Annotated in this window: 23 protein-coding genes and 1 pseudogene; 8 read left to right on the forward strand and 16 right to left on the reverse strand. The window is 69.9% G+C overall.

All coding sequences use genetic code 11. From position 1 onward, the window contains the following. Window positions 1–59: 59 nt before the first annotated feature. From AC3EO4_RS03315 to AC3EO4_RS03325, 3 genes are all read left to right on the forward strand, one after another. The gene (locus AC3EO4_RS03315; RefSeq protein WP_431893591.1) at window positions 60–1,289 is read left to right on the forward strand and encodes a sensor histidine kinase; all 1,230 of its coding nucleotides are present in this window, start codon (window positions 60–62) and stop codon (window positions 1,287–1,289) included. Further along, window positions 1,277–1,915 carry a response regulator transcription factor gene (locus AC3EO4_RS03320; protein WP_379578829.1) on the forward strand — a complete coding sequence of 213 codons (639 nt, stop codon included), beginning with the start codon at window positions 1,277–1,279 and terminating at the stop codon, window positions 1,913–1,915. Before AC3EO4_RS03315 ends, AC3EO4_RS03320 begins: the two co-directional genes overlap by 13 nt. A 183-nt stretch (window positions 1,916–2,098) precedes the next feature. Further along, window positions 2,099–3,457, forward strand: coding sequence for an erythromycin esterase family protein (locus AC3EO4_RS03325; protein WP_379578827.1), 1,359 nt, complete (start codon window positions 2,099–2,101; stop codon window positions 3,455–3,457). Window positions 3,458–3,852: 395 nt separating this feature from the next. Here the strand turns inward: AC3EO4_RS03325 and AC3EO4_RS03330 are convergent. The 6 genes and pseudogenes from AC3EO4_RS03330 to AC3EO4_RS03355 all read right to left on the reverse strand — a co-directional run. After that, window positions 3,853–4,095 (reverse strand): annotated as a pseudogene (locus AC3EO4_RS03330) (ATP-binding protein); the annotation flags it as partial. Between the two features lie 115 nt (window positions 4,096–4,210). Further along, window positions 4,211–4,447 carry a hypothetical protein gene (locus tag AC3EO4_RS03335; RefSeq protein ID WP_431893595.1) on the reverse strand — a complete coding sequence of 79 codons (237 nt, stop codon included), beginning with the start codon at window positions 4,445–4,447 and terminating at the stop codon, window positions 4,211–4,213. A 37-nt stretch (window positions 4,448–4,484) separates the two neighbouring features. Further along, window positions 4,485–5,108, reverse strand: a complete 624-nt coding sequence (locus tag AC3EO4_RS03340; protein ID WP_431893597.1) for a hypothetical protein — start codon at window positions 5,106–5,108, stop codon at window positions 4,485–4,487. 347 nt (window positions 5,109–5,455) lie between these two features. Further along, the gene (locus AC3EO4_RS03345; protein ID WP_379578822.1) at window positions 5,456–6,049 is read right to left on the reverse strand and encodes a hypothetical protein; all 594 of its coding nucleotides are present in this window, start codon (window positions 6,047–6,049) and stop codon (window positions 5,456–5,458) included. Window positions 6,050–6,259: 210 nt separating this feature from the next. Next, the gene (gene pruA, locus AC3EO4_RS03350) at window positions 6,260–7,939 is read right to left on the reverse strand and encodes an L-glutamate gamma-semialdehyde dehydrogenase (RefSeq protein ID WP_431893599.1); all 1,680 of its coding nucleotides are present in this window, start codon (window positions 7,937–7,939) and stop codon (window positions 6,260–6,262) included. 2 nt (window positions 7,940–7,941) lie between these two features. Further along, entirely contained in the window at window positions 7,942–8,859 is a 918-nt protein-coding gene (locus tag AC3EO4_RS03355; protein WP_379578820.1) for a proline dehydrogenase family protein, read from the reverse strand. 76 nt (window positions 8,860–8,935) lie between these two features. Here AC3EO4_RS03355 and AC3EO4_RS03360 point away from each other — a divergent pair, with 76 nt between their 5' ends. Further along, the gene (locus AC3EO4_RS03360) at window positions 8,936–9,985 is read left to right on the forward strand and encodes a PucR family transcriptional regulator (RefSeq protein WP_431893601.1); all 1,050 of its coding nucleotides are present in this window, start codon (window positions 8,936–8,938) and stop codon (window positions 9,983–9,985) included. Here AC3EO4_RS03360 and AC3EO4_RS03365 read toward each other — a convergent pair. From AC3EO4_RS03365 to AC3EO4_RS03380, 4 genes are all read right to left on the reverse strand, one after another. After that, window positions 9,969–10,682: a glycoside hydrolase family 16 protein gene (locus AC3EO4_RS03365; protein ID WP_431893604.1), complete on the reverse strand. Its 714-nt coding sequence runs from the start codon at window positions 10,680–10,682 to the stop codon at window positions 9,969–9,971. The two genes, AC3EO4_RS03360 and AC3EO4_RS03365, sit on opposite strands and share 17 nt — an antisense overlap. A gap of 5 nt (window positions 10,683–10,687) precedes the next feature. After that, entirely contained in the window at window positions 10,688–11,257 is a 570-nt protein-coding gene (locus AC3EO4_RS03370) for an FMN-binding negative transcriptional regulator (protein WP_431893607.1), read from the reverse strand. 10 nt (window positions 11,258–11,267) lie between these two features. Next, window positions 11,268–12,374 carry a glycosyltransferase gene (locus tag AC3EO4_RS03375; protein ID WP_379578812.1) on the reverse strand — a complete coding sequence of 369 codons (1,107 nt, stop codon included), beginning with the start codon at window positions 12,372–12,374 and terminating at the stop codon, window positions 11,268–11,270. A 174-nt stretch (window positions 12,375–12,548) separates the two neighbouring features. Next, on the reverse strand, window positions 12,549–14,399 hold the full coding sequence (locus tag AC3EO4_RS03380; protein WP_431893609.1) for a SpoIIE family protein phosphatase: 1,851 nt from the start codon (window positions 14,397–14,399) through the stop codon (window positions 12,549–12,551). A 35-nt stretch (window positions 14,400–14,434) separates the two neighbouring features. Between AC3EO4_RS03380 and AC3EO4_RS03385 the strand changes: the two genes are divergently transcribed. Continuing rightward, entirely contained in the window at window positions 14,435–15,142 is a 708-nt protein-coding gene (locus tag AC3EO4_RS03385; RefSeq protein WP_431893612.1) for an ANTAR domain-containing protein, read from the forward strand. A gap of 75 nt (window positions 15,143–15,217) precedes the next feature. On the opposite strand, the gene AC3EO4_RS03390 is transcribed toward AC3EO4_RS03385, so the two are convergent. After that, window positions 15,218–15,586, reverse strand: a complete 369-nt coding sequence (locus AC3EO4_RS03390) for an STAS domain-containing protein (protein ID WP_379580237.1) — start codon at window positions 15,584–15,586, stop codon at window positions 15,218–15,220. Between the two features lie 210 nt (window positions 15,587–15,796). Between AC3EO4_RS03390 and AC3EO4_RS03395 the strand changes: the two genes are divergently transcribed. The 3 genes from AC3EO4_RS03395 to AC3EO4_RS03405 are packed head-to-tail and all read left to right on the forward strand — an operon-like array spanning window position 15,797 to window position 18,308. Next, window positions 15,797–16,573, forward strand: a complete 777-nt coding sequence (locus tag AC3EO4_RS03395) for a SigB/SigF/SigG family RNA polymerase sigma factor (RefSeq protein WP_379578807.1) — start codon at window positions 15,797–15,799, stop codon at window positions 16,571–16,573. Between the two features lie 44 nt (window positions 16,574–16,617). Next, window positions 16,618–16,989 (forward strand): ATP-binding protein, encoded by a 372-nt coding sequence (locus AC3EO4_RS03400; RefSeq protein ID WP_488186328.1) that lies wholly within the window; start codon window positions 16,618–16,620, stop codon window positions 16,987–16,989. Further along, window positions 16,989–18,308 (forward strand): NAD(P)/FAD-dependent oxidoreductase, encoded by a 1,320-nt coding sequence (locus AC3EO4_RS03405; protein WP_379578803.1) that lies wholly within the window; start codon window positions 16,989–16,991, stop codon window positions 18,306–18,308. The genes AC3EO4_RS03400 and AC3EO4_RS03405 overlap by 1 nt, the downstream gene beginning before the upstream one ends. Before the next feature lie 106 nt (window positions 18,309–18,414). Here AC3EO4_RS03405 and AC3EO4_RS03410 read toward each other — a convergent pair whose 3' ends face one another. From AC3EO4_RS03410 to AC3EO4_RS03430, 5 genes are all read right to left on the reverse strand, one after another. Continuing rightward, entirely contained in the window at window positions 18,415–18,606 is a 192-nt protein-coding gene (locus AC3EO4_RS03410) for a hypothetical protein (protein WP_379578801.1), read from the reverse strand. 6 nt (window positions 18,607–18,612) lie between these two features. Next, the gene (locus tag AC3EO4_RS03415) at window positions 18,613–19,377 is read right to left on the reverse strand and encodes a hypothetical protein (protein WP_431893617.1); all 765 of its coding nucleotides are present in this window, start codon (window positions 19,375–19,377) and stop codon (window positions 18,613–18,615) included. Then, a complete protein-coding gene (locus AC3EO4_RS03420) occupies window positions 19,374–19,949 on the reverse strand; it encodes a hypothetical protein (RefSeq protein ID WP_379578797.1) in 576 nt (191 codons plus the stop codon). Before AC3EO4_RS03420 ends, AC3EO4_RS03415 begins: the two co-directional genes overlap by 4 nt. Before the next feature lie 78 nt (window positions 19,950–20,027). Beyond that, window positions 20,028–20,645 (reverse strand): hypothetical protein, encoded by a 618-nt coding sequence (locus tag AC3EO4_RS03425; RefSeq protein WP_431893620.1) that lies wholly within the window; start codon window positions 20,643–20,645, stop codon window positions 20,028–20,030. A 56-nt stretch (window positions 20,646–20,701) separates the two neighbouring features. Beyond that, entirely contained in the window at window positions 20,702–21,847 is a 1,146-nt protein-coding gene (locus tag AC3EO4_RS03430) for an FAD-dependent monooxygenase (RefSeq protein ID WP_431893623.1), read from the reverse strand. Between the last annotated feature and the right edge of the window lie 19 nt (window positions 21,848–21,866).

Below are 21,866 nucleotides of genomic sequence, written 5' to 3' on the forward strand. Positions count from 1 at the left end.
GCCGTGGTACAGCGGGCTGGAGCAAGCCGTGTCCCCTTTCGCCTACTATGAACCTAGTGATGCGGGGAATCCTTGAAGGTCTGGAACGGCTGGCCGGAGGGTTGGGCACCGCGTTCATGGCCGTCGTCGTCGCGCTGTGCTGGCTGGTGGTGGCCGCGTTGAGCCTGGTCGGGGTCGGGCTGGCGCTGGTGCCGGCGATGATCGGGATGACCAGGGGCGCGGCCGAGTGGGAACGCAGGCGCCTGGCCGGCGCGGGTGTCGAGATCGTCAGCCCGTACCGGCTGCCTGCCGAGCAGCTACCCCGAGGCTGGGCGGCCAGGATGCGGGCGGCCCGTGCCGACCCGGCGACCTTGCGCGACCTGGGCTGGCTGGCCGTCTACGTCGTGGTGGGCCCGGCCTGCGGCCTGCTCGGGATGATCATGCCGGTGGCGGTGCTGCGGGAACTCACTTACCCGCTCTACTGGCAGTTGCTGTCGCGCGAGGATCAGCTCACCAACTTCGGCTTCCCGGTTACCACCTGGCCGGGCGCGATCGCCACCTCGGTGATCGGCCTGGCCGTCTTGGTCGCCCTGGTCCGTCTCTTCCCTGTGCTGGCGCGCCTGCAGGCGCTGCCCGCCAGGAAACTGCTGGTGCCGCACGCCTCGATCGACTTGTCGCAGCGCATCGCGCAGCTAACCGTGACCCGCGCGGGGGCGCTGCGCGCGCATGCCGTCGAGCTGCGCCGGATCGAGCGGGCCCTGCACGACGGCGCGCAGAACCGGCTGAACGCGGTCGTGGTCACGGTGGCCGCGGCCGAGCGTGCTCTGCAGCGCGATCCCGCTCGGGCCGCGCACGCACTGGAACGTGCCAGGAGCGCGGCCGAGCAGGCGCTGGCGGAGCTGCGCGGCGTGGTGCGCGCGATCTTGCCGCCGATCCTGGAGGACAAGGGGCTGGCCGGCGCGCTGGACGCGCTGGCCGCCGGATGCTCGGTGCCCTGTCGGGTGCGGGTGGGTGAGCTCGCCGTGGTGCCGTTGTCGGTGGAGAGCGCCGCCTACTTCACCGTGGCCGAGGCGCTGACCAATGTGGGCAAGCACAGCGGCGCCCAGCACGTGGAGGTCGTCGTCGAACGTGTAGGCCCGTTACTGCGCGTCCAGGTGCGTGACGACGGCAAGGGCGGCGCCCGCGATGGCGCGGGCACCGGGCTGGCCGGGGTCCGCCGCCGCGTCGAGGCCCATGACGGAACGATGACCCTGACCAGCCCCGACGGGGGGCCGACTGTGATCGAGGTGGAACTGCCGTGCGAGTCGTGATCGCTGAGGATGACGCGCTGCTGCGCGAGGGCCTGGTGCTGCTGCTGAGCGGGGAGGGCATCGAGGTGGCCGCTGCCGCGAGCGACCCCGAGGGGTTTCTGGCCGCGGTCGAAGAGCACCGGCCCGATGTGGCGGTGGTGGATGTGCGCATGCCGCCCACCCACACCGACGAGGGCATCCGGGCGGCCGTGACGGCCAAGCGCTTGCAGCCGGGCCTGGGGGTGCTGGTGCTGTCGGCGCATGTCGAGCAGACGTTCGCGACCGACCTGCTGGCCGACGGCACGCACGGGGTCGGCTATCTGCTCAAGGAGCGGGTCGGCAAGGTCGAGCAGTTCCTTGAGGCGCTGAACCGGGTCGCCGGCGGCGGCACCGCCATCGACCCGGACGTGGTGGCCCAGCTGTTCATCCGCCGGCGCGACCCCCTGGAGGAGTTCACCCCGCGCGAACGCGAGGTGCTCGCGCTGATGGCCGAAGGACTGGGCAACCTGGCCATCGCCGACAAGATGGTGATCACCGAGGGAGCGGTGCACAAGCACATCCGCAACATCTTCGCCAAGCTCGGCCTGGCTCCCAGTGACCGCGTGGACCGCAGGGTCGCCGCCGTGCTGCGCTACCTCGGTGCCTGAAGCCGGCCTCTGACACCCGGCCTCTGGGGAACAGCCTCGGGGAAACGGCCTTGTGAGCTGGGCCGCGGGCGGCGTGCGGTAGCCAGCACCACCATCGACCGGCCAGCGGGCGGGATCGAAACCGCCTGCGCCCATCCCTACGTTGGTGATTGCTTCATCCGACACCCAACGTAAGGATCTGTCTTGGCGAGCAACACTCTGCGTCGTACCGTGCCGGTCACCCTGGCGCTGGCGGCCTGTCTCGCGAGCGTGAGCGCTCCGGCATTCGCCACCCCCGCCCCCGCCCCCGCCGGCGTTGCCACGGCGGCCGTCGCCGCCGGCCAAGAGCGGGTGGTGGCGAACCTGGAGCGCCACGCCCAGGAACTGCGCAGCACCGTCCCGGGCGGCCCGTCCCGCGACCTGAAGGCGTTGTCGGCGATGACCAAGGGCGCCACCATCGTGGGGATCGGCGAGGTCACGCACGGCTCGAAGGAGCTGTTCACGCTGCGGCACCGGATGTTCCGGCATCTGGTGCAGACCCAGGGCTTCACCACGCTGGCGCTGGAGGCGACCTGGTCGGCCGGCGTCCGCCTGGACGCGTACGTGCGCACCGGCAAGGGCGACCTGCGCACGATCATGGCCGAGGAGTTCCAGCAGTCCTACGGCTCGTGGAAGACCCAGGAGTGGATGGACCTGTATGAGTGGATGCGCGACTACAACCGCACCGCCTCACGCAAGCTGCGCGTGATGGGATTCGACATCGGCGACGTCCATCCCGAGCAGTACCGGCGCATCCTCGCCTGGGCCGAGAAGCACGAGCCGTCGCTGGAGCCCGAACTGCGTCGCCGCTACGCGGGCCTGCTGGCCCTGCCCGCCGGTGTGGAAGAACGGATGAACGCCCTGGCCGCACTGCCGGCCGAGCAGCGCGCCGCCCTGGCCGGCGACGCTCAGGCCGCCTACCGCCTGCTGGATGACAGCGGCAAGGTGAGCCCGCGGGTACTGCAGGAGGCCCGCGTCATCGTCCAGATGTCCACCATGTACGCACTGGACGGCGCGGCCCTGCACCGTCACCGTGACCAGGCCATGGCCGACAACACCGTGTGGTGGCAGCGCCACACCGGCACCAAAACCGTGGCGGCCGCGCACAACGGGCATATCGGCTACGTCTCGGCCTGGCCCGACCATTACCCGGTCACCCAGGGGGCCGTCCTGCGCTCCCTGGCCGGCACCTCCTATGTGGCGATCGGCACCACCATCCACAGCGGCCGCTTCCGCGCCATCGACCCCAAGACCGGCCAGGTCGCAGTCTTCGACACCGGCGCCCCTGTCCCGGACAGCAGCGAGGCCGTCCTGGACCGGGTACGCTACCGCGACTACTACGTGGACCTGCGCCGCGCCGGCCGTACTCCGTCCACCCGAGCGTGGCTGGACACCGCCCGTCCGACCTTCACCATCCCGGCCACGTACGTGCCCGAGCAGTTCAACCGGCCGCTGGCCCTGGGAGCGGCCTTCGACGTGATCGTGCACCTCAACCGGGTCGAGGCAGCCACCCCGCTGCCCTGACCCTCCTTCCCGCGGGCTGGTCGGCCGATGGTGAAGCAGGTTGCATGGCTCCCCAGTAAGAGATGTTATGTAGTTGACTAATAACACACAGTGATCACAGTGTCGACCGCCGAGGGCCGCCGTGGCGCTGGGGGCGCCTGCCGCCCTATGTGGGTGTTTGAGAATGGCGATCTTGCAGCTGGCGCGTCCTGCGGGGTGACCACCTCAACAACCCGCCGGCCGCGCACCTCGGCCTGACCTACCCGCGAGCCGCGATCAGCCGCAAACCCCGGTGATCCGGCGTGTTTAGCCTCCCCTGAGATGACCAATCTCGCGACCACGCAAAGCAACGACGATTACTCAACGTTACTTTGCGGCTGGTGACACGGACCCGAGTGGGGAGCCGACAAGTGTGGTCAGCTGGCTTGTTCGGCTCTGGCTCGGGTCTGGGCAAGGCGGTAGGAGTCGGTGCCGGTCTCGATGATGTTGCCGGCGAAGGTGAGCCGGTCGACGATCGCGGCGCAGAGGCGCGGGTCGGTGAAGGTGCGGGTCCAGCCAGAGAAGGACTCGTTGCTGGCGATGGCGACGCTGTTCTTCTCTTCGCGTTCGGTGAGAACCTGGAAGAGGAGCTCGGCGCCGTGCCGGTCGAGTTCCATGTGGTGGGTCGGAGACGGGACGCCGTGCACCGTTTCGGGTGTCGGTCTTCCTGTCCCCGCCCGCCGAACCGGACGTGCCCGTTGGCCGGGCATCCGGCTCTCCACGTGATCCGTTAGGTCAAGCGAGGTATTCGCTGACCTGGCCGACGAAGGCCACATCGTCATGGCTGGTCCGGCGGAAGCGTGCTCCGTCGGGGTTGACCTCGTCGATGTTGTAAGGCGTGCTGATCTGCGCGCCGCGGAACTGGTAGCCGGCCACGAACGCCAAGTAGTCGTCCACCAGGGCGTGCCCCAGCGACAGCTCAAGGTTCCCGGCGGCGTCGACACGCCGTACCAGCTGTGGTTGCCAGACCATGGCCGCTCCTCGACGGGAACGACCATCTTGACCTGACTCACGAGATCGTGGAGGTGATGTCACCCACATAACCGCCCAGCACCCTGAAAGCGTGGACGTGTCCCTCAAAGAATGCTTCCTGCCCTCCGGTGGCCAGCACCCGGTGGACCGCCTTGCCCGAATACGACAATCGGAACGAGAACAGGAAGCACTTCACCTGCTCGCCCGCGATCCGGACCGTCACGTCCCCGAAGTCGACCTCGGCCTCAACTCCCGGCAGATGCGACTGCGGGATGAACGCCTCCGGCGGACCCCGGCCTGCCTCGACCCGGATCTCGCCCCGCCGGTGAGCGACATAGGCGCGGACGATCTGATACGAGATTTCCATCGCCTGGTGCTCATCCACCAGCCGCGCGAAGATCCGCTTCGCCGTGTGCCGCTGCTTGCGCGGCGCATCCAGATCGGCCCGCAGCATCTCGTCGATCAATGGTTTGAACTCATCCAGCCGACTCGCCCGCGGCGCCATCTTCTTCCTCGGCTCCGGCCGCGGCTGACGCAACGCCTCAGCCACCGTGTTCCGGCTGACCCGATACTTGATCGCGATCTGCCGACCCGACAGCCCCGCACGAGAATCCCGGCGGATCGCCGCGAATACCTCCGCCTTGGGCTGAGGGTGTGTCACCAGCGTCTCCTCACACGGGGTAACGCTTCGATACTTGCACCGCTAACCCTCAGGTGGCTCTGGAATTCGCTAACACGGCTCCAGCCCCACCGGGCGCCACAGAGCCACTGACCGACATTCGGCTCTTAAATTCACCTACAGAGCCAGGGCCGCGAGTTGGAGCGCGCGGTGCTCTTGCCAGGGGCTGTGAGTTCACGCTGAAGCACTGCGGCCAGCGCATGAGCGAGCGGCGGGCCCGTACGAGTGGTACACGTACGGCAAATGCGGATGAGCTGAGGTTTGTACTGGGAAGCTTCGACCGGAGGCTGCCTAATCGCAGCGGTGCGACCGCCTGCAGAGATCTGAGGTCAGGCGTCCGGGTTGTCAAGGACGATGACGGGGGCCTCCTCCACATCCAGCCACTCCTTCTCAAGCCTCAGACTGGTGGCGGCCTCGATGAAGGCGAACGCTGCACTTCGCTTGCCGCGGTAATCCTCTGCGCCCAGGCTGTCGAGCAGGGCGCGGAAGTCAGCCAGGATGCTCGGATCACCGTGCTCGAAGGCGTGCTCGACGAAGATGAAGTCGCGCATCCGCGCTCTGATCTTGCCGTCGGCCGCGTAGAGGATCGTGTATCCCCCGTTGAAGTGCCAGGTTGTCATCCAGACGCGTGACTCCTTGCTGAGCTCGGTGAGGACGTGGTCCGGTATGCCGTATCCGTAGGTGAACTCGAGGAAGCCCCAGGCGCCTTCGCCCTCGAAGGCGAAGAGCACGGGCTGGTCCTCATCGAAGGCCGCCTCTGTGGGGTATGCCATGGTGCGCTGCTCAGGATCGCGGCCGCCGTTCAGCCGCCACAGGAGATCGTCAACCGTGAGTTCCTCGTCGAGGGGTTGTACGACGGTCCAGGAGAGTGCGTCTTCCAGCCACTGGTGCCACTCGAAGAGGTTGCGATAGTGATCAATCACCTGATCATTGTGGCGGGAGCCGCAAGGGGCGAAGCACCCTCAGCGCACGGAGCCGGTGCTGCTGCGGGCGGCCTACGGGCCAGGCTGGTGCAGGCTCAGCCCGGATGGCGGGGCGGTGTGGGTCGAAGCGACGCTGTGGCTTTGAGTCTGGAAGCAGAAGCGCCCCGGAACTCGTATTCGAGTTCCGGGGCGTTTTTGTTCTATCGGCGACTAATCGCGGTAGCCGAGGGTCTTTAGATCGGGCTGCTGCCATCCCGTCTGCGGAATGTCACCCCTATATGGTGGCGTGATAATCGGAGGAACGAAGGTCTCCTTGATCGTCCGGGCGTTCACCCAGCGGATCAGGTTGAAGATCGAGCCCGCCTTGTCGTTCGTGCCGGACGCCCTCGCCCCGCCGAACGGCTGCTGCCCGACCACCGCGCCCGTGGGCTTGTCGTTGACGTAGAAGTTGCCCGCCGCGAACCGCAGCCGCTCCGACGCCGAGGCGATCGCGTAGCGGTCCTGCGCGATGATCGACCCGGTCAGCGCGTACGGCGAGGCCGACTCCATCTGGTCGAGCACCGTGTCGAAGGCCGCGTCGTCGTAGACGTGGACGCCGAGGATCGGCCCGAAGTACTCCTTGACGAAGATCTCGTCCGTCGGGTCGTCCGACACCAGGATGGACGGCTTGACGAAGTAGCCGACGCTGTCGTCGTAGGAGCCGGTGAGCACGTCGATCGAGTCGGTGGCCTTGGCCCTGTCCAGGGCCGCCTTGTGCTTGGCGAAGGCCCGGTCGTCGATGACCGCGCCCATGAACGTGGACAGGTCGGCCGTCACGTCGCCCACGGTCAGCGACTCGGCCGTGGCCACCAGGTCGTCCTTGATCCGCGACCAGATCGAGCGCGGGACGTAGGCGCGTGAGGCCGCCGAGCACTTCTGGCCCTGGTACTCGAACGCGCCGCGGATCAGCGCGGTCGACAGCACGCCGGGATCGGCCGACGGGTGCGCGAGCACGAAGTCCTTGCCGCCGGTCTCGCCCACCAGGCGGGGGTAGCCGTGGTAGCGGGAGATGTTCGCGCCGACGGTGCCCCACAGGTGCTGGAAGGTCGCGGTCGAGCCGGTGAAGTGGATGCCGGCCAGCGCCGGGTGGGTCATGGCGACCTCGGAGACCGCCTGACCGTTGCCGGTGACCAGGTTGATGACGCCGGGGGGCAGCCCCGCCGCCTCCAGCAGCCGCATCGTGTGGTGCGCGGCGAACTGCTGGGTGGGGGAGGGCTTCCACACCACGACGTTGCCCATGAGGGCGGCCGAGGTGGGCAGGTTGCCCGCGATGGCGGTGAAGTTGAAGGGCGTGATCGCCAGGACGAAGCCCTCCAGCGGGCGGTACTCCATGCGGTTCCACACCCCGGGGGAGGAGACCGGCTGGTCGGAGTACAGCTGGCGGGCGTAGGAGACGTTGAAGCGCAGGAAGTCGATCAGCTCGCAGGCCGCGTCGATCTCCGCCTGCTGTACCGACTTGGACTGGCCCAGCATCGTGGCGGCGTTGAGCGTCGCGCGCCAGGGGCCCGCGAGCAGGTCGGCCGCCTTGAGGAAGATGGCCGCCCGCTCGTCGAACGACAGCGCCCGCCACGCGGGGGCGGCGGCCAGTGCCGCGTCGACGGCGTCCTGCACGTCCTGAGCCGTAGCGTCGTTGGTACGGCCCAGGACGGCGGCCTTGTTGTGGGGCTGCACGACGTCGATGGTCGCGCCGCCGCCCATCCTCTCCACACCGTCGATGGTCATGGTCAGCTCGATCGAGGAACCGGCCAGCTCCTTGATGCGGTTCTCCAGCGCGGTGCGCTCGGCGCTGCCCGGCGCGTAGCCGTACACCGGCTCGTTGGCCGGAGTCGGGACGTTGCTGATCGCATCCATGATCACTTACCCCCAAGGGCACGAAGGAAGAAGGCGACGTTGGCGGGGCGCTCGGCCAGGCGGCGCATGAAGTAGCCGTACCAGTCGTCGCCGTAGGGCACGTAGACGCGGACCGTGTGACCGGCGCCCGCGAGAGACTCCTGCTTGTCGGTCCTGATGCCGTAGAGCATCTGGTATTCGTAGTCGCCGACGGCGCGCGAGAACCTGTCGGCGAGCAGCTCGGTGATCGAGATGAGCCGGTCGTCGTGGGTGGCCACCATGGGGTAACCCTTCCCCGCCATGAGGATCCGCAGGCATCGCACGTAGGCCTTGTCGACCTCACCCTTGCTCTGGTGGGCGACGGAGGCGGGCTCGCGGTAGGCGCCCTTGACCAGGCGTACCCTGCTGCCGGGGACGGCGAGGTCGCGGCAGTCGGCCTCGCTGCGGAACAGGTAGGCCTGGATGGCGACGCCGGTGGAGGGGAAGTCCTCGCGGAGGGCGCGCAGGATGCCGAGCGTGGAGTCGACCGTGGTGTGGTCCTCCATGTCGAGGGTGACCGTGGAGCCGTTGGCGGCGGCCGCGGCGCAGATCTCACGGGCGTGGTCGAGCGCCATGGAGTCGCTCAGTTCCTGGCCGACCGCCGACAGCTTCACCGACACCTCGGCGCGCGTGCCGAGGTCCAGCGGGCGCAGCTCCTCCAGGAGGGTGAGATAGGCCTTCGCGGTCGCGGCGGCGGCGCCCGCGTCGCGGGTCTCCTCGCCCAGGTGGTCGATCGTGACGGTCAGCCCGCCGTCGACCAGGCGCTGAACGGCGGCGCTCGCCTCGGAGACGCCCTCACCGGCGACGAACCGGTCGACGACCTTCCTGGTCAGCGGCAGCCCTGACACGGTGCGGCGCACGAGCGCGCTGCGCGACCCGGCGAGAAGTACTTGACCCAGCATGCGTACAGGCTAAAACGCCTGCTCACAGCGGGCCCATTGACGTCCGTAACGTGGCGTGTGGCAGGCTGTCATACAAATGCACAACACCGACGACCTACAGGAGACCGTCGACGAGATCGCCCGCGTTCTCGGGGTCTCCGCGACGCTGGAGGACCGCTCCTTCCGGCTGCTGGCGTACGGCGCGCAGCACGGCGACATCGACACCGTCCGCCAGGAGTCCATCCTGCGCAGGCGCGCCAGCCGCGAGGTCCGCGACTACTTCGAGCGCTTCGGCATCGCCAGGGCGGAGGGCCCCGTCAGGATCCCCGCCGACCAGGAGCTCGGCGTCCTGGCCAGGGTGTGCGTCCCGCTCAGGCACGCGTCGGTGACCTACGGCTACCTCTGGCTGCTCGGCACCCTCGGCGACGCCGAGCTGGCCCGCATCCAGCGGCTCACGGCCAGGGCCGCCGCCATGCTCGCCCAGGAGGCCCGCAGCCGCCACGACCTCGGCAGGGAGCTGGCCGCGCTGCTGTCGGCCGACCCCGAGGAGCGGGCGGGCGCCGCCATCGAGCTCGCAGGGCCCGTGACGGCGATCGCCGTCAAGGAGTCGCAGGAACGGGTGGCCGCTCTCTGGACGCTGCCGCGCGGGGTGCTGTCCCGCGCGGGCCGGCCGGTCGCCGTGCTGGCCCCTTCTCACCTCGCCGGCGAGATCGCGGGCAACCTCCAGACCGCGTACGGCACCGCCGCTGGCATGGGGGCGCCCCGCCGGGACCCCGCCGACGCGTGGCAGAGCTGGCGGGAGGCCAAGCACGCGCTGCGGATCGCCGAGCACTTCCCCCGCTTCCATCCCGTCGCCAGGTGGGACGACCTCGGCGTGCACCGGCTGCTGGCCAGGCTCGGCACCGCCGACCTGCGCGAGCTGGCCGCCGAGACGGCGGCTCTCGACGCCGAGCTGGCCCACACCGTGGAGACCTACCTCGACCTCGGCGGGCACGCCCAGAAGGCGGCGGCGGAGCTGGGCATCCACCGCCAGACCCTCTACTACCGCCTGGGCAAGGCCGAGCGGCTGACCGGGCGCGACCTGTCGGACGGCGACGACAGGCTGGCCGTCCACCTGGCGCTGAAGGCGGTCAGGCTGCTCCCGTGAACCGGTAGACCTTCACCCAGTCGACGTACATCGACACGGTGTCGGGGGTGGAGGCGTTCCTGCACGGCGACCACCGGTTGCACACGACGTCGTTCTGCAGGGCCAGGCCCATCCTGCGGCCTTCGGGAACGTGCGGCCCCCTGTAGTCCCATACCTTCTCACCGTCGAGCCAGAACGTCAGCCGCCCCGGCAGCCAGTCGACGGCGACCGTGTGCCACTGGGTGAAGTCGGCGCGCAGCTGCTTCTGGGCCCGCTGACGGCCCGCGTGCACGAAGATGCCGCCACCGCGCCGATGGGGGTCGATGATCTCCGCGAAGTCGATCTCGGCGTAGTCGCCGTCGCCCTGCCGGTCGGGCCACAGCAGCGCCACGGGCGTGTAGCCGGCGCCGGCCTCGGCCTTGAACCTGACCTCCCACCTGCCGTACTGCTGCGAGGAGCGGGTGGCCAGGCCGCCTGACAGGTCCTGGCCGCCGTAGAAGCCGCCCTTGAGCCTGAGCACCCCGTTGGAGACGGTGGTGGCCTTGCCGGTGCGGGGGTTGGTCTCGGCGCCGGGGGAGTGGTAGACCATCCACCTGCTGGTGTCGAGGGAGTCGAAACGCTCGCTGAAGACCTGTTCGAAGGGCTGCCGCTCGGTGGCGGTGGTGGCGGCGGGCGTCGCCAGGAGCGCCGCCGCCACGAGATAACCAGGAATCGACATGCGTCTCAGGAAAGCATGGATTTCGCTTTGGTAACGGCGTTTTGGACGCGCTCGCGGTGTTCCTCGTCTTTGTGCCCGTCGTATTTGAACTTGCCGCGAATCTCGTCGATCGTCAGCCGCAGCCCCCTGATGCCCGACATCAGCCTCGGCATCAGGGCGGGATCCCCGAGCGTCGGCTCGAGGTCGGCGATCTGCCGCCGCAACACCTCGAGCTTGCCCTCGTCGTCCTTGACGATCTCCGCCGTGCAGACGAGCTGCACGGCGGAGTAGTAGGTCGTCGGCACGCCCAGGCGCGGGTCGGTGCCGGGCTCGGCACGCCACTCACCCTTGATGTAGGTCCACGGTCCGGTCACCGACAGCACGACCTTCGGGTTCTCCTCGATCGCCGGCCAGACGGGGTTGGGCCTGGCCAGGTGCAGCACCACCGTCGTGTCGTCGACCAGGAGGAACTGGGTCGGCACGACCACCGGCACGGCCCTGTCGCGTCCCGAGGCGATCAGTGTGCCGAACTGGTTGTCGCGGACGAAGGCCAGCGACTCTTCGGGTGAACCCGCATCCCAAGGATGAATAAGCATGCATGGCAGCTTATAGGGATTCGTACACGCGAAGAAGCTCCTGGCTGACCCGCTCCCACGAGTAACGGGACCTGGCCCGGTCGGCGCCCGCGAACCCGAGCGCGGTGCGCCTGGTCGGATCGGCGAGCAGTTCGCGGATGAGCCTGGCCGTCTGCGCCGGCCTGTCCGGCGGCACCAGCAGCCCCGTGACGCCGTCGACCACGGAGTCCAGGTGCGCGCCCACGGCGGAGGCGATGACGGGGACGCCGCAGGCCATGGCCTCCAGCGCCACCGTCCCCGCAGGGGCCTCGCGCGGCAGCGTCATGACCAGGTCGGCGCTGCGCATGAGCTTGGCCACCGACGCCTTCGGCACCTGGCCGAGCACGTTCACCCTGTCGGCCACGCCCGCCTGCTCGGCCAGCGTCCTCAGCCGCCTGGCCTCGCGGTCCTCGTCCAGCCCCTCCGCGGGCGGCCCGCCCGCCACGAACAGCTCCGCGTCGGGGACGGCGGCCAGCGCCCGCACCACGGTGTGCGCGCCGCGGTCGGGAGAAAGGGGGCCGACGTGCAGCAACCGCCTGCGGCTGCCGCGTGCCGCCGCGCTGCCCTGGCGGCGGAAGCGGTCCACGTCCACCCCGTAGGGGACGACCGCGATGTGGTTGCGGGGCACCCCCATCCTGATGAGCTCGGACTCCTCGTCGCCGCACCCCGCGATGACGGCGTCGGCGCGGCGGCCGAGCACCCGCTCCATCTTGAGATGCGCGGGAGGCATGGCGACGCCGAACGTGTGGTGGAAGGTCTGCGTGACCGGCACGCCCAGGCCGCGGGCGCCGGCCATCGCCACGAGGCCTCCGGTCCACGAGTGGGCGTGGATCACGTCAGGCCGGTCCTCGCGCCATCGGCGCATCAGGTAGTCGCCCACGTCCGACAGGTACGGCAGGACCTCGTCGGCGAGCAGGTCGCGGGCCGGGCCCGCGTCTATGGTCTCCACGATGACGCCATGGCACATCCTGGCCCTGGGCTTCATGTCGGCGTCGCTGCGGCGGCTGTAGATGGTGACGCGGTGCTCGCGGCCCAGCTCACGGGCGACTGCGAGAATATGAGTGCGGCGCTTGTCGGAAGCGACGATGGCGATATGCATGGCACACCTCGGGCATGTGGCTCCTGCAGGTGTGCCTGCGTCTTAGGCACTCACGTACCCCATAGGCATACCCTGACGCCCGGAAAAAGTAAACCTTCCCAGGCGGGGTAGTTGCCGGGGCGAGCGCGTGAGAAGCGCGACGGGCACACCGCGCATGCGACCGGTCGCCGTCCGTCACGCCACTCTCAGCGCGAGCACCACGATCTCGTCCCAGACGCGCCCGCCGGAGAAGGCGTGCCTGTCCTCCTCGATGGACTTCACCACGGTCGAAGGCGGCTGTGCGACGCTGCGGGCCAGCACGTCGGCCAGCCGCTCCTCGCCGTACGGCTCGCCGTCCTGGCCGCGCGAGGAGATCAGGCCCTCGGAGTAGAGGACCAGCGTCTGCCCGGGGGTCAGTGTGATCTCTTCCACGGCCGTCTCCGCCTCCGCCGTGATGCCGAGCGGCACGCCGCCGCCCGAGACGGAGTGCACGCTGCCGTCCGGCTGGACCAGCGCGGCCGGGTGGTGCCCCGCGGAGCTGAGCGTGATCGTCCTGCCCTTCACGTAGCCCGCCACGGCCATGACGAACATGCCGGAGCGCTGCGCGACCAGCGCGTCGTTGACCTTCCGCACCGCCTGGTCGGGGTCGCTCTCCCACACGCTCAGCACGCGCAGGCCGCCGCGCACCATCGCGCTGACCGAGGCGGCCTCCTCGCCCGAGCCGACCGCGCCGCCCAGCGAGAACCCCCATCCGTCCTTGACCGGGAACACGTCGTAGAACTCCGCCCCCACCGAAGCGCCCTGGTGGTAGATCGCCGCCGCCTCGAAACCGGGGATCTGCGGCAGGTTGCGCGGAACCACGCTGGCCGTCAGCGCCTCGGCGGCCTGCGAGCGGTCACGGAAGCTGTCCTGGGCCGACATCGCCATTCCCAGGTGCGCGCCCAGCTCCTGCACCAGTCCCAGGTCGGCCAGCGTGTACGGCTGGCGGTCGTGCGAGCGCACCAGCGTCAGCGCGCCGCGCACCGCGCCCTCGGCCCCGATCGGCACGCACAACAGGGAGCCCGCCCCCATCACCGTCAGCAGCGGCCCGTCGGCGCAGCCGCCGAGCAGCGACTCGTCCTCCACCATCTCGTGCACCACGCCGGTGCCCTGGTCGAGCACCTGCGTCACGAGCGGGCTGACCGCCGGGTCGGCGCGCTCGACCAGCCGTACCAGATCGGCCACCGGCTGGTCCTTGGGGCCCAGGACCACCGACCTGCGCGGCAGCCCGTCACGCACCACGTCGCCGATCACCCAGTCGGCCCATTCCTCGGCCAGCAACCGCGCGGCCCTCGGCAACGCGACGGGCCGGCGCTGGCTCTCCTCGTCCAGCAGCAGCGTCGCCATCCGCGCCAGCAGCTCCTGCCGCCTGGCCGCCGTCATCAGCAGCCCCGCGTCGGACTGCTCGGGACGGCGCGCGCCCGGCTCGGGCAGCTGCACCTGCGTGGGCAGCGCCACGGCCGCCACCATCTGCTGCGGCTCGCCCGGCATCGTCAGCCTGGTCAGCGCCAGCTGCGCGACGTGGGTGCGGCCCTGGTGGGCCAGCCGCGTCTCGAACGCGGCGCTCTGCCCCGTCTGCAGCACCGCCGTCAGGTGCGAGCGGAAGGCCGCCCGCCGCGGCACGTCCACCAGCAGCGGGAAGGAGCGGCCGATCAGGAACCCGTCGGGGCTGCCGAGCAGAGCCGAGGTCTCGGCGTTGATCCGCCTGATCACCCCACCGCCGTCCAGCACGATCACCGGGACGGGGAACACCCTGAACACCTGGCGCAGCAGCTTCAGCTCCCGCTGGGAGGCGCTCCTGCCCCCCTTGTTCCGCGCCGCGCCGCTCAGCTCCGCCTTCGCGGCGGCCAGCAGTTCGGTGGCGGTGTCGAGCTCGGCCAGGGCGGCGTCGAGCGTCTGCGCCAGCTCCGCCGGATAGGCGGCTCTGGCGGCACGCAACGACGACACGCGCCCGATGAGCTCATCGAGGGCGTGTTCGAGCGCGGCCAAGCCGATGGGATCGGTCACCTGTTTAATCTAGGCTCATCGGGAAGGGATTCGCCATGGCAACAATGATCACCTCCGTGCTGGCGCGCGATCTGGCCGCGCTGGGCCGGGTCGGCGAGGACACCTCGAGCGAGAGCGTGCTTCGGGCGCTGACCACGACCCTGGCCAGGGGGGTTCCCGGCTGTTCCGGAGGGTCGGCCGAGCTGTGGCGCGACGACAGGGTGCTGGTCTCGGGTTCGCACAGCGAGCTCATCATGCTGGTCGAGGGCGAGCGGGCGATCGGCGAGGGACCCTCGACCGAGGCGCGTGGCACGCTGCGGCGCGTCGTCGTCGCCGACGTTCTGCGCGACCGCCGGTGGGCGCGCTACGCCGGTCTGGCCACCCGGTGGGGGGTCCGCTCGGCGTTGCTGCTGCCCATCGAGATCTCGCCCGTGCTCCTGGTGGTGGGCCTCTACTCGGTACGGCCCGGCGCCTTCACCGCGCAGGTCGCAGCGCCGTTGGCGGAGATGCTGACCGAGCAGGTCGGCGTGGCGATGGCGAACCTGTGGGAGTTCGACGAGATGCGCACCGACGCCGCCCAGTTGCAGGAGGCCATGGCCGGGCGGTCGGTCATCGACCAGGCCAAGGGCATCATCATGAAGACCAGCGGATGCAGCGCCGAGGCCGCCTTCGAGGAACTGAGGAAGGTGTCCCAGCACCACCAGGTCAAGGTCGCCGACCTCGCCCGCCTCCTGGTCGAGGAGCACCAGGGCAAGACGCCCTGACCCCGGTGAGCGCGGGGACGGCCGCCGGCGTCCCGCCCGGCGAGCACGCGCAGGGCTGGTCGGCGCGGGCCGCGGTCAGTCGAGGGCCGCGAGCGCCTCGTCGAGCGTCTCGTAGAGCGGCAGCCGCTGCGCAAGACCGGTGATCCACATCACCTTGGACGGGGAGTAGCGCACCCCCACCAGCGCGAACCTTCCTCCCGCCGACGTGCACCCCTGCCAGTGGTGGACGATCAGGCCGAGCGCGCGCGAGTCCATGAACGTGACCCCGGCCATGTCGAGGATCAGATCGTGGCCGTGGACGGCGACCACCTCGTTCAGGTGGTCGGCGAACTGCTCCCTGGTCGTCGCGTCGAGGACGCCCTCCACGACGATCACAGGAATCCCGCCTGCCACTGACGACGTCAGACTCAGGGCGGCCTTCGGCCACTCGTCGTTCTCCGACATCGTCACAGAAGACCTCCTTCGTCGTCGCCCGTCTGGCAGGGCAACCCTACTGTCACCGGGTTGGGGTTGAATACTCCATCCCAATGTGGGAAAACTGGAGTCGAAGTCCAGCAGAGGGCTTTACGAGCGACCTCCATCGAGGCGCGCCTCTGCCTGGGCTTTTTCGCTGTGCGGGGGTGCGGCCGGCGAAGATATGAGGAGCAGACAGGAATGGCTGTTCAGGAACGAGTCCTCGAAGACATGACCGCCGAGGAACTGCTGGCGGAGATGGTCAGGGAAGACACCCCCGACTCTGTCAGGGAAAGGGTCCGCGAGCGTGTCGTCGAGATGCACCGCTCCCTGGCCACGGAGATCGCCAGGCGTTACCGCTACCGGGGCGAGCCGATGGAGGACCTGCTGCAGGCCGCCTACGTCGGACTCATGAAGGCCATCAACGGTTTCGACGCCGCACTCGGCCACGCCTTCAGGGGCTACGCCGTCGTCACCATGACAGGCGAGGTCAAGCGTCACTTCCGCGACCGCACCTGGGCCATCAGGGTGCCGCGGCTCTACCAGGAGCGCCGCTCCGAGCTGAACAGGCTGGTCTCCGATCTCAGCCAGGACCTGGGCCGCGCGCCCACGGTGGCGGAGCTGGCCGCCAAGATGAACATCTCCGAGGAGGACGTGCTGCTCACGCTGGACGCCTCCGCCGCCTACAGCACGCTCTCGCTCGACGCCCCGCTGGGCGCCGACGACGACGCCGCCTCTCTCGGGGACGTCATCCCCGGCGACGACGACGCGCTCAACAACCTGGTCGACCAGCAGGCCGTCAAGCCTCTCATCGACGCCCTGCCCACCAGGGAGAAGAACATCCTGCTCCTGCGTTTCTTCGGCAACATGACCCAGGCCGAGATCGCCGCGGAGTTCGGGATCTCGCAGATGCACGTCTCGCGCATCCTGCGCAAGGTGCTCGACCAGCTCAGGGCAGAACTCATCGCAGAACGCTAGGGGTCCTTCCAGTGGACGAGAACGCGGACGCTCCGGCAAGGGAAGTGCTCTTCCGACTCTCCGACCTGCCGGAGGTCCGCAACTTCGCCGCGGTCCACGCGCGCGCCGCGGGGCTGCCCGACGAGGAGGTCACCGACCTGCTCGTCGCCGTGAACGAGGTCGCGACCAACGCGGTCACCCACGGAACGGGCAGGGCGCGCCTGCGCGTGTGGCACGAGCGTGACGACGTCGTCGTGGAAGTGCACGACGACGGCCGCTGGGAGCTCGAAGGCAGCCCTGGCAGCACGCCTCCGCCGCCGCATGCGACCAGCGGCATGGGCCTGTGGGTGGCCCGCAGCCTCGCCCGGTGGATCGGCTTCCGCACCGGGCGGGACGGAAGCACGGTAACGATGCGGTTCGGGGGTAAGGGAGCGTGATGACTCCTCGCATAGTGATCCTCGGTGGCGGCTCCGTCGGGATGTACACGGCGCTGCGACTCCAGCGCAGGCTCCGCAGGGGCGAGGCGCACATCACCCTCATCGACGTCGACTCCTACATGACCTACCAGCCGTTCCTGCCTGAAGCGGCGGCGGGCAACCTCGAGGCCAGGCACGTCGTCGTCTCCTTGCGCAGGGTTCTGCCCCGCTGCACGATCCTCAACGGCGTGGTCGACGCCATCGACACCAGCCGGCACGAGGTGGAGTTCAGGCCGCACAAGGGCCCTCCACGCAGGATCGGCTACGACCTGCTCGTCGTCTGCCCTGGCTCGGTCTCCCGCACCCTTCCCATCCCCGGCCTGGCCGAGAACGGCATCGGGTTCAAGACCATCGAGGAGGCCATCCACCTGCGCAACCACGTCCTCGGCCAGATGGACCTGGCCGAGTCGACCCAGGACGAGAGGATCAGGCGCCAGGCGCTGACGTTCGTGTTCGTCGGCGCGGGCTTCGCGGGCGTGGAGGCCCTGGCCGAGCTGGAGGACATGGCGCACGACGCCTGCCGCTACTACCCGAGCATCGAGCCGGCCGACCTGAAGTGGTACCTCGTGGAGGCGACCGACCGCATCCTGCCCGAGGTGGGACCCGAGATGGGCATGTGGACGCTGGAGCAGCTACGCCACCGCGGCATCGACGTACGCCTGAGGACCAAGCTCGAATCGGTCAAGGACGGGCGCGTCGTGCTCGACGACGGCTCCGCGTTCGACACGGACACGCTGGTGTGGACGGCGGGCGTCAAACCCAACCCCGTCGTGGCGCGGAGCGACCTGCCCATCGACGGCAAGGGCAGGGTGCGGGCCACGCCGTTCCTCAACGTCGAGGGATACGACGACGTCTTCACCGCGGGCGACTGCGCGGCCGTGCCCGACCTGACCAGGCCGGGCGAGTTCACCGCGCCCAACGCGCAGCACGCCGTACGGCAGGCCAGGGTGATGGCCGACAACCTGCTGGCCACGATCAGGGGCACCCGGCGCAGGCCGTACCGTCACGCCTACGCCGGCTCGGTCGCCAGCCTCGGCCTGCACAAGGGCGTGGCGCAGATCTACGGGGTGAAGCTGCGGGGCGCGCTGGCGTGGCTCATCCACAGGACGTATCACCTGACGAAGATGCCGACCCTGAACAGGAAGGTGCGCGTGCTCCTGGACTGGACGCTCGCGCTGTTCTTCCGCAGGGACATCACGGCGCTGGGCGCGCTGACCGACCCTCGCAGGGAGTTCGAGTACGCCGCCCGCACCACCGCCGAACCCGTCGCCCACGTGTAGGCGGCGTTCCATCCGGTCACGGCGTTCCACCTGGTGACCACGCGCACGAGCGAGGCGCCCCCTGAATCCAGGGGGCGCCCCATTTCGTCCGTGCGGGCTGTCCGGTCTAGCGGCGGGTACGGCGCCAGCCTCCGCGGTAGCTGCCGATGCTGGCCGTTCCGATCCCCGCCTGGTGAAGGGCGAGCAGGCACAGGCCGAGAAGCACGAAGGCCATACCGCTGATCCCGGCGATCCTGGTGTTCAGCAGGTCCAGTAAGAACCCGAGCCCGAACACGATCGCGGCGACGATGGCGAGCATGTCATATCACCTTTCTGCCGACGTGAGGGTGAGCAGCCGGTCCAGCATCGAGCGGTACTCGCGCAGCGCCTGGCGCAGCTGCTCGGTGTCGCTCCCGCTCGCGTTCTTCCAGCGGTCGCGCAGGTGGCCGGCCTGGGAGGTGAGCGTCGACAGCAACTCGTCCACCAGCGTGTCGGCGCGCTCGACCGACAGGCGGGGATCGTCGACGAAGCAGGCCTGGACCTCGCGCCAGCGCAGGCGCATCTGCTCGGGATCCTGGTCGAGCATGAAGGCGGCCTGCTCGGAGCGGGTCTCCACACGCGCGCTCCCGGCGGTCTCCGCCCGCTCCCCGCCGGTCCTCATGTCGCCGGTCATCCCCGTGTCGCCGGTTCTCATGTCCGCGTCGGTGGCGCGGGTGCCGGTCGCGAGGACGTCGTCAGGCGTCCGCGTCTCGTAGGGGTCGCGGTAGCGGGTGTCGTCCTGCGGGCTCTCGGGGTCCGCGTCGGTCATCGGCTGCCGCCTGCCCTGCTCGGGCATGCCCTCCTGGGACGCGCGGGCCTGTGCCATGTGCTCGTCCTCGGTGCGGTCCTCCCACCGGCCCTCGCGCGTCCGGTCGTCCTGGATCCTCTCCTCACGCTCCTGCCCCTGCCACTGCTGCTCGGCGCGCTCGTCGCGGGTGTCGGCTCCCACGGCCTCCTGGTCCCCTGGCCGGCCCTCGGGCGGCTGGTCGGCGCGTGGCGGCGGCACCTGCAGTGCGTCCTCGGCGTGCCTGTGCTCGGTCATATCGTTCACCGTCCTCCTGGTTCGTGACGGGCGGATTGAGGGGCGTCGTCGTGCAGCAGTTCGTGGAACAGCACGCGGTAGTGCACCATGGCCTGGCGGAGCTCCTCGGTCGAGGCCTCCTTCCTGGCGGCGCGCCCGCTGATCTCATGGGCCAGCCGGTAGTGGCCGAGCGTCTCCGCGTGGCCGACGGACAGCGTCGAGATCTTGTCGTCGAAGTCGCGCGTGGGATAGCCGCGATCGCCCATGACCGACGTCACCAACTGGTCCGCCTCGGTCACCGCGAAGCCGGGCGCGTCGACGAAGCGCTCCTGCACCTCGATCCAGCGGCTGGCGTAGTCGGCCCGGCTGTCCTGGGCGAGTGGCCTGATGTCGAGGTCGGCGACACGCTGCTCACGGGAGCGCAGTTCCTGCTCCGCCTCGCGCCGGTTGTCGTGCTCGGCGACCGTACGCTCGTATTCAGGCCCGAACCTGTCCTGAAGTCGGGTCCGGCGCTTCTGCTGCAGTAGGGCGTAACCGACTGCGGCGATGGCGATGACCACCACCACGATGACGGCCACCCAGATCAGAGTTGAGGTGGTCATCTGACGCCTCCGGGTCTGTCGCGATGGGCCGTGATTGGCCCTCCGACTGCCCTGGCGGCGAGAGTCGAAACGCCGGCGTCAGTCGGCTTCCAGGACCTTCACCGCCCGGCCGAGCACCTCGGCGACGTGTGAGCCCGATGGTGGCGCGGGGACCTCCGTGAACCCCTCCACCGGGTCGTAGGCCACATCCAGTCCCTGCTCCACCAGCCGTCGCGCCCACCGCAGCGCGGTGTTCAACCGCTCGGGCGCCACCCGCGCCCCCTGCGCCGCCGCCGACAGGTTCCGCAGGTTGGTGGCGGGCCCCGACTGCGCGTGCGTACGGCTGAGCGTCCACGGAAGCGCCCCGCCGTGGTCGAGCTGCGGCTTGGCCAGGCCCGCGGCCCGCTTGGCCTGCAGGACCCCCGACTCGCTCACCCCGAAGTGCGCGGCCAGCTCCCGCACGCTCATCCCCGCCCCGACCAGCCGCTCCAGCTCGGCCCTGTCGATCGTCGGCCTGCGCCCCACCGCGTCCTCCCAGCTCGCCGTCCCGCCCAGGTTAGGCGTTCCGCCCGCCGCCGGGGGAGCCCGCCGGGGCGGACGCGTCGGCGCGGGGGCGGGTTCAGCCGAGGTGGGGGCGCAGGCTGCGATCCAGCGCTCCGCGGGACCGGCCAGAGGCCTGTCGTCGCGCAGCGGGACCCGGGCCGAGATCGTGCCCATGACGTTGAAGGTGGCGCGCTCGCGGTGGACAGGGGGTGGCACGCTCGCCGTGCCGCTCAGAGCGCGATGTGGTGCCGGTACATCCAGGCGAGCGACTCGTCGCCGGCCGACTTCTTGAGGAAGATCGGGAGCATCAGGTCGCGGAAGACCCGGGCCACCGGCCCCGCCGCCTTGCTGTTGCTGATCTTCCTCGACCAGGCCACCACGCGCTCGACCCGCTCGCGGCGCTGCCGCTCGTAGCAGGCGAACGCCGCCTCGTGGTCGGCCTCGTCGCGCAGGGCCGCGGCCAGCACGAGAGCGTCCTCGATCGCCATGGAGCCGCCCTGTCCCGAGCTGGGGGAGGTGGCGTGCGCGGCGTCGCCGGTGAGCAGGACCCTGCCCCGGTGCCAGGTCGGCACGGGCGGCAGGTCGTGGATCGGCAGCGCCAGGTCGATCGAGCTGCGCCGGATCAGCTCGGCGGCGAAGTTGTCGTCGCCCGAGAACGCCTCGATCAGCGTGGCCTTCCAGTCGGCGGGCACGTCGCCGAGCTCGCGCGGCAAGTTGGCGAACCACCAGGTCTCGCCCGAGGCCGCCACGGTGTAGCCGAAGAAGGCCCTCTTGCCGAAGATCATGTTGTAGACGCCCACCTCGCCGGTGAAGTCGGCGTCCTTGACGATGCCGCCGAAGCTGTACAGCCCGCTGTAGCGGGGGGCGGGCGCGGCCGGGTCGAGCAGTGCGCGGGTGCGGGAGTGCACGCCGTCGGCCGCGATGAGCAGGTCGCCCGTCGCCTCGGTGCCGTCCTCGAACCGGGCGGTGACGCCGCTGGACGTCTCCTGGTAGGCGACCATGCGCTTGCCGTACGAGACGGTGATGCCGCGCCTGACGGCCTCGTCGCGGACGATGCGGTACAGGTCGGAGCGCTGGATGGTGTGGCTCACCGTGCCGTCGTCCAGTGCCAGCCCGTTGGCGACCTCGCCGAGGCGCTTGCCCGTCCCGCTCCACATGACCATGCGGGGGGTCGGAATGCCCGCCGTCAGGACCTCCTTGTGCGCGCCCAGGGTGCGCAGGGCGTCCAGGCCGTTCGAGGCGACGTTCAGGAACGAGCCGACGTTGTCGGCGGTCACGTCGTAGGCCTCGAAGATCTCCGCGTCGATGCCCACGCGCTGGAACGCCATCGCCGTCGCGGGCCCGCCGATGCCGCATCCGATGATCAGAGCCTTCATCGTGTTACCCTCTCCATAG

The organism is Nonomuraea sp. bgisy101, assembly GCF_057708945.1.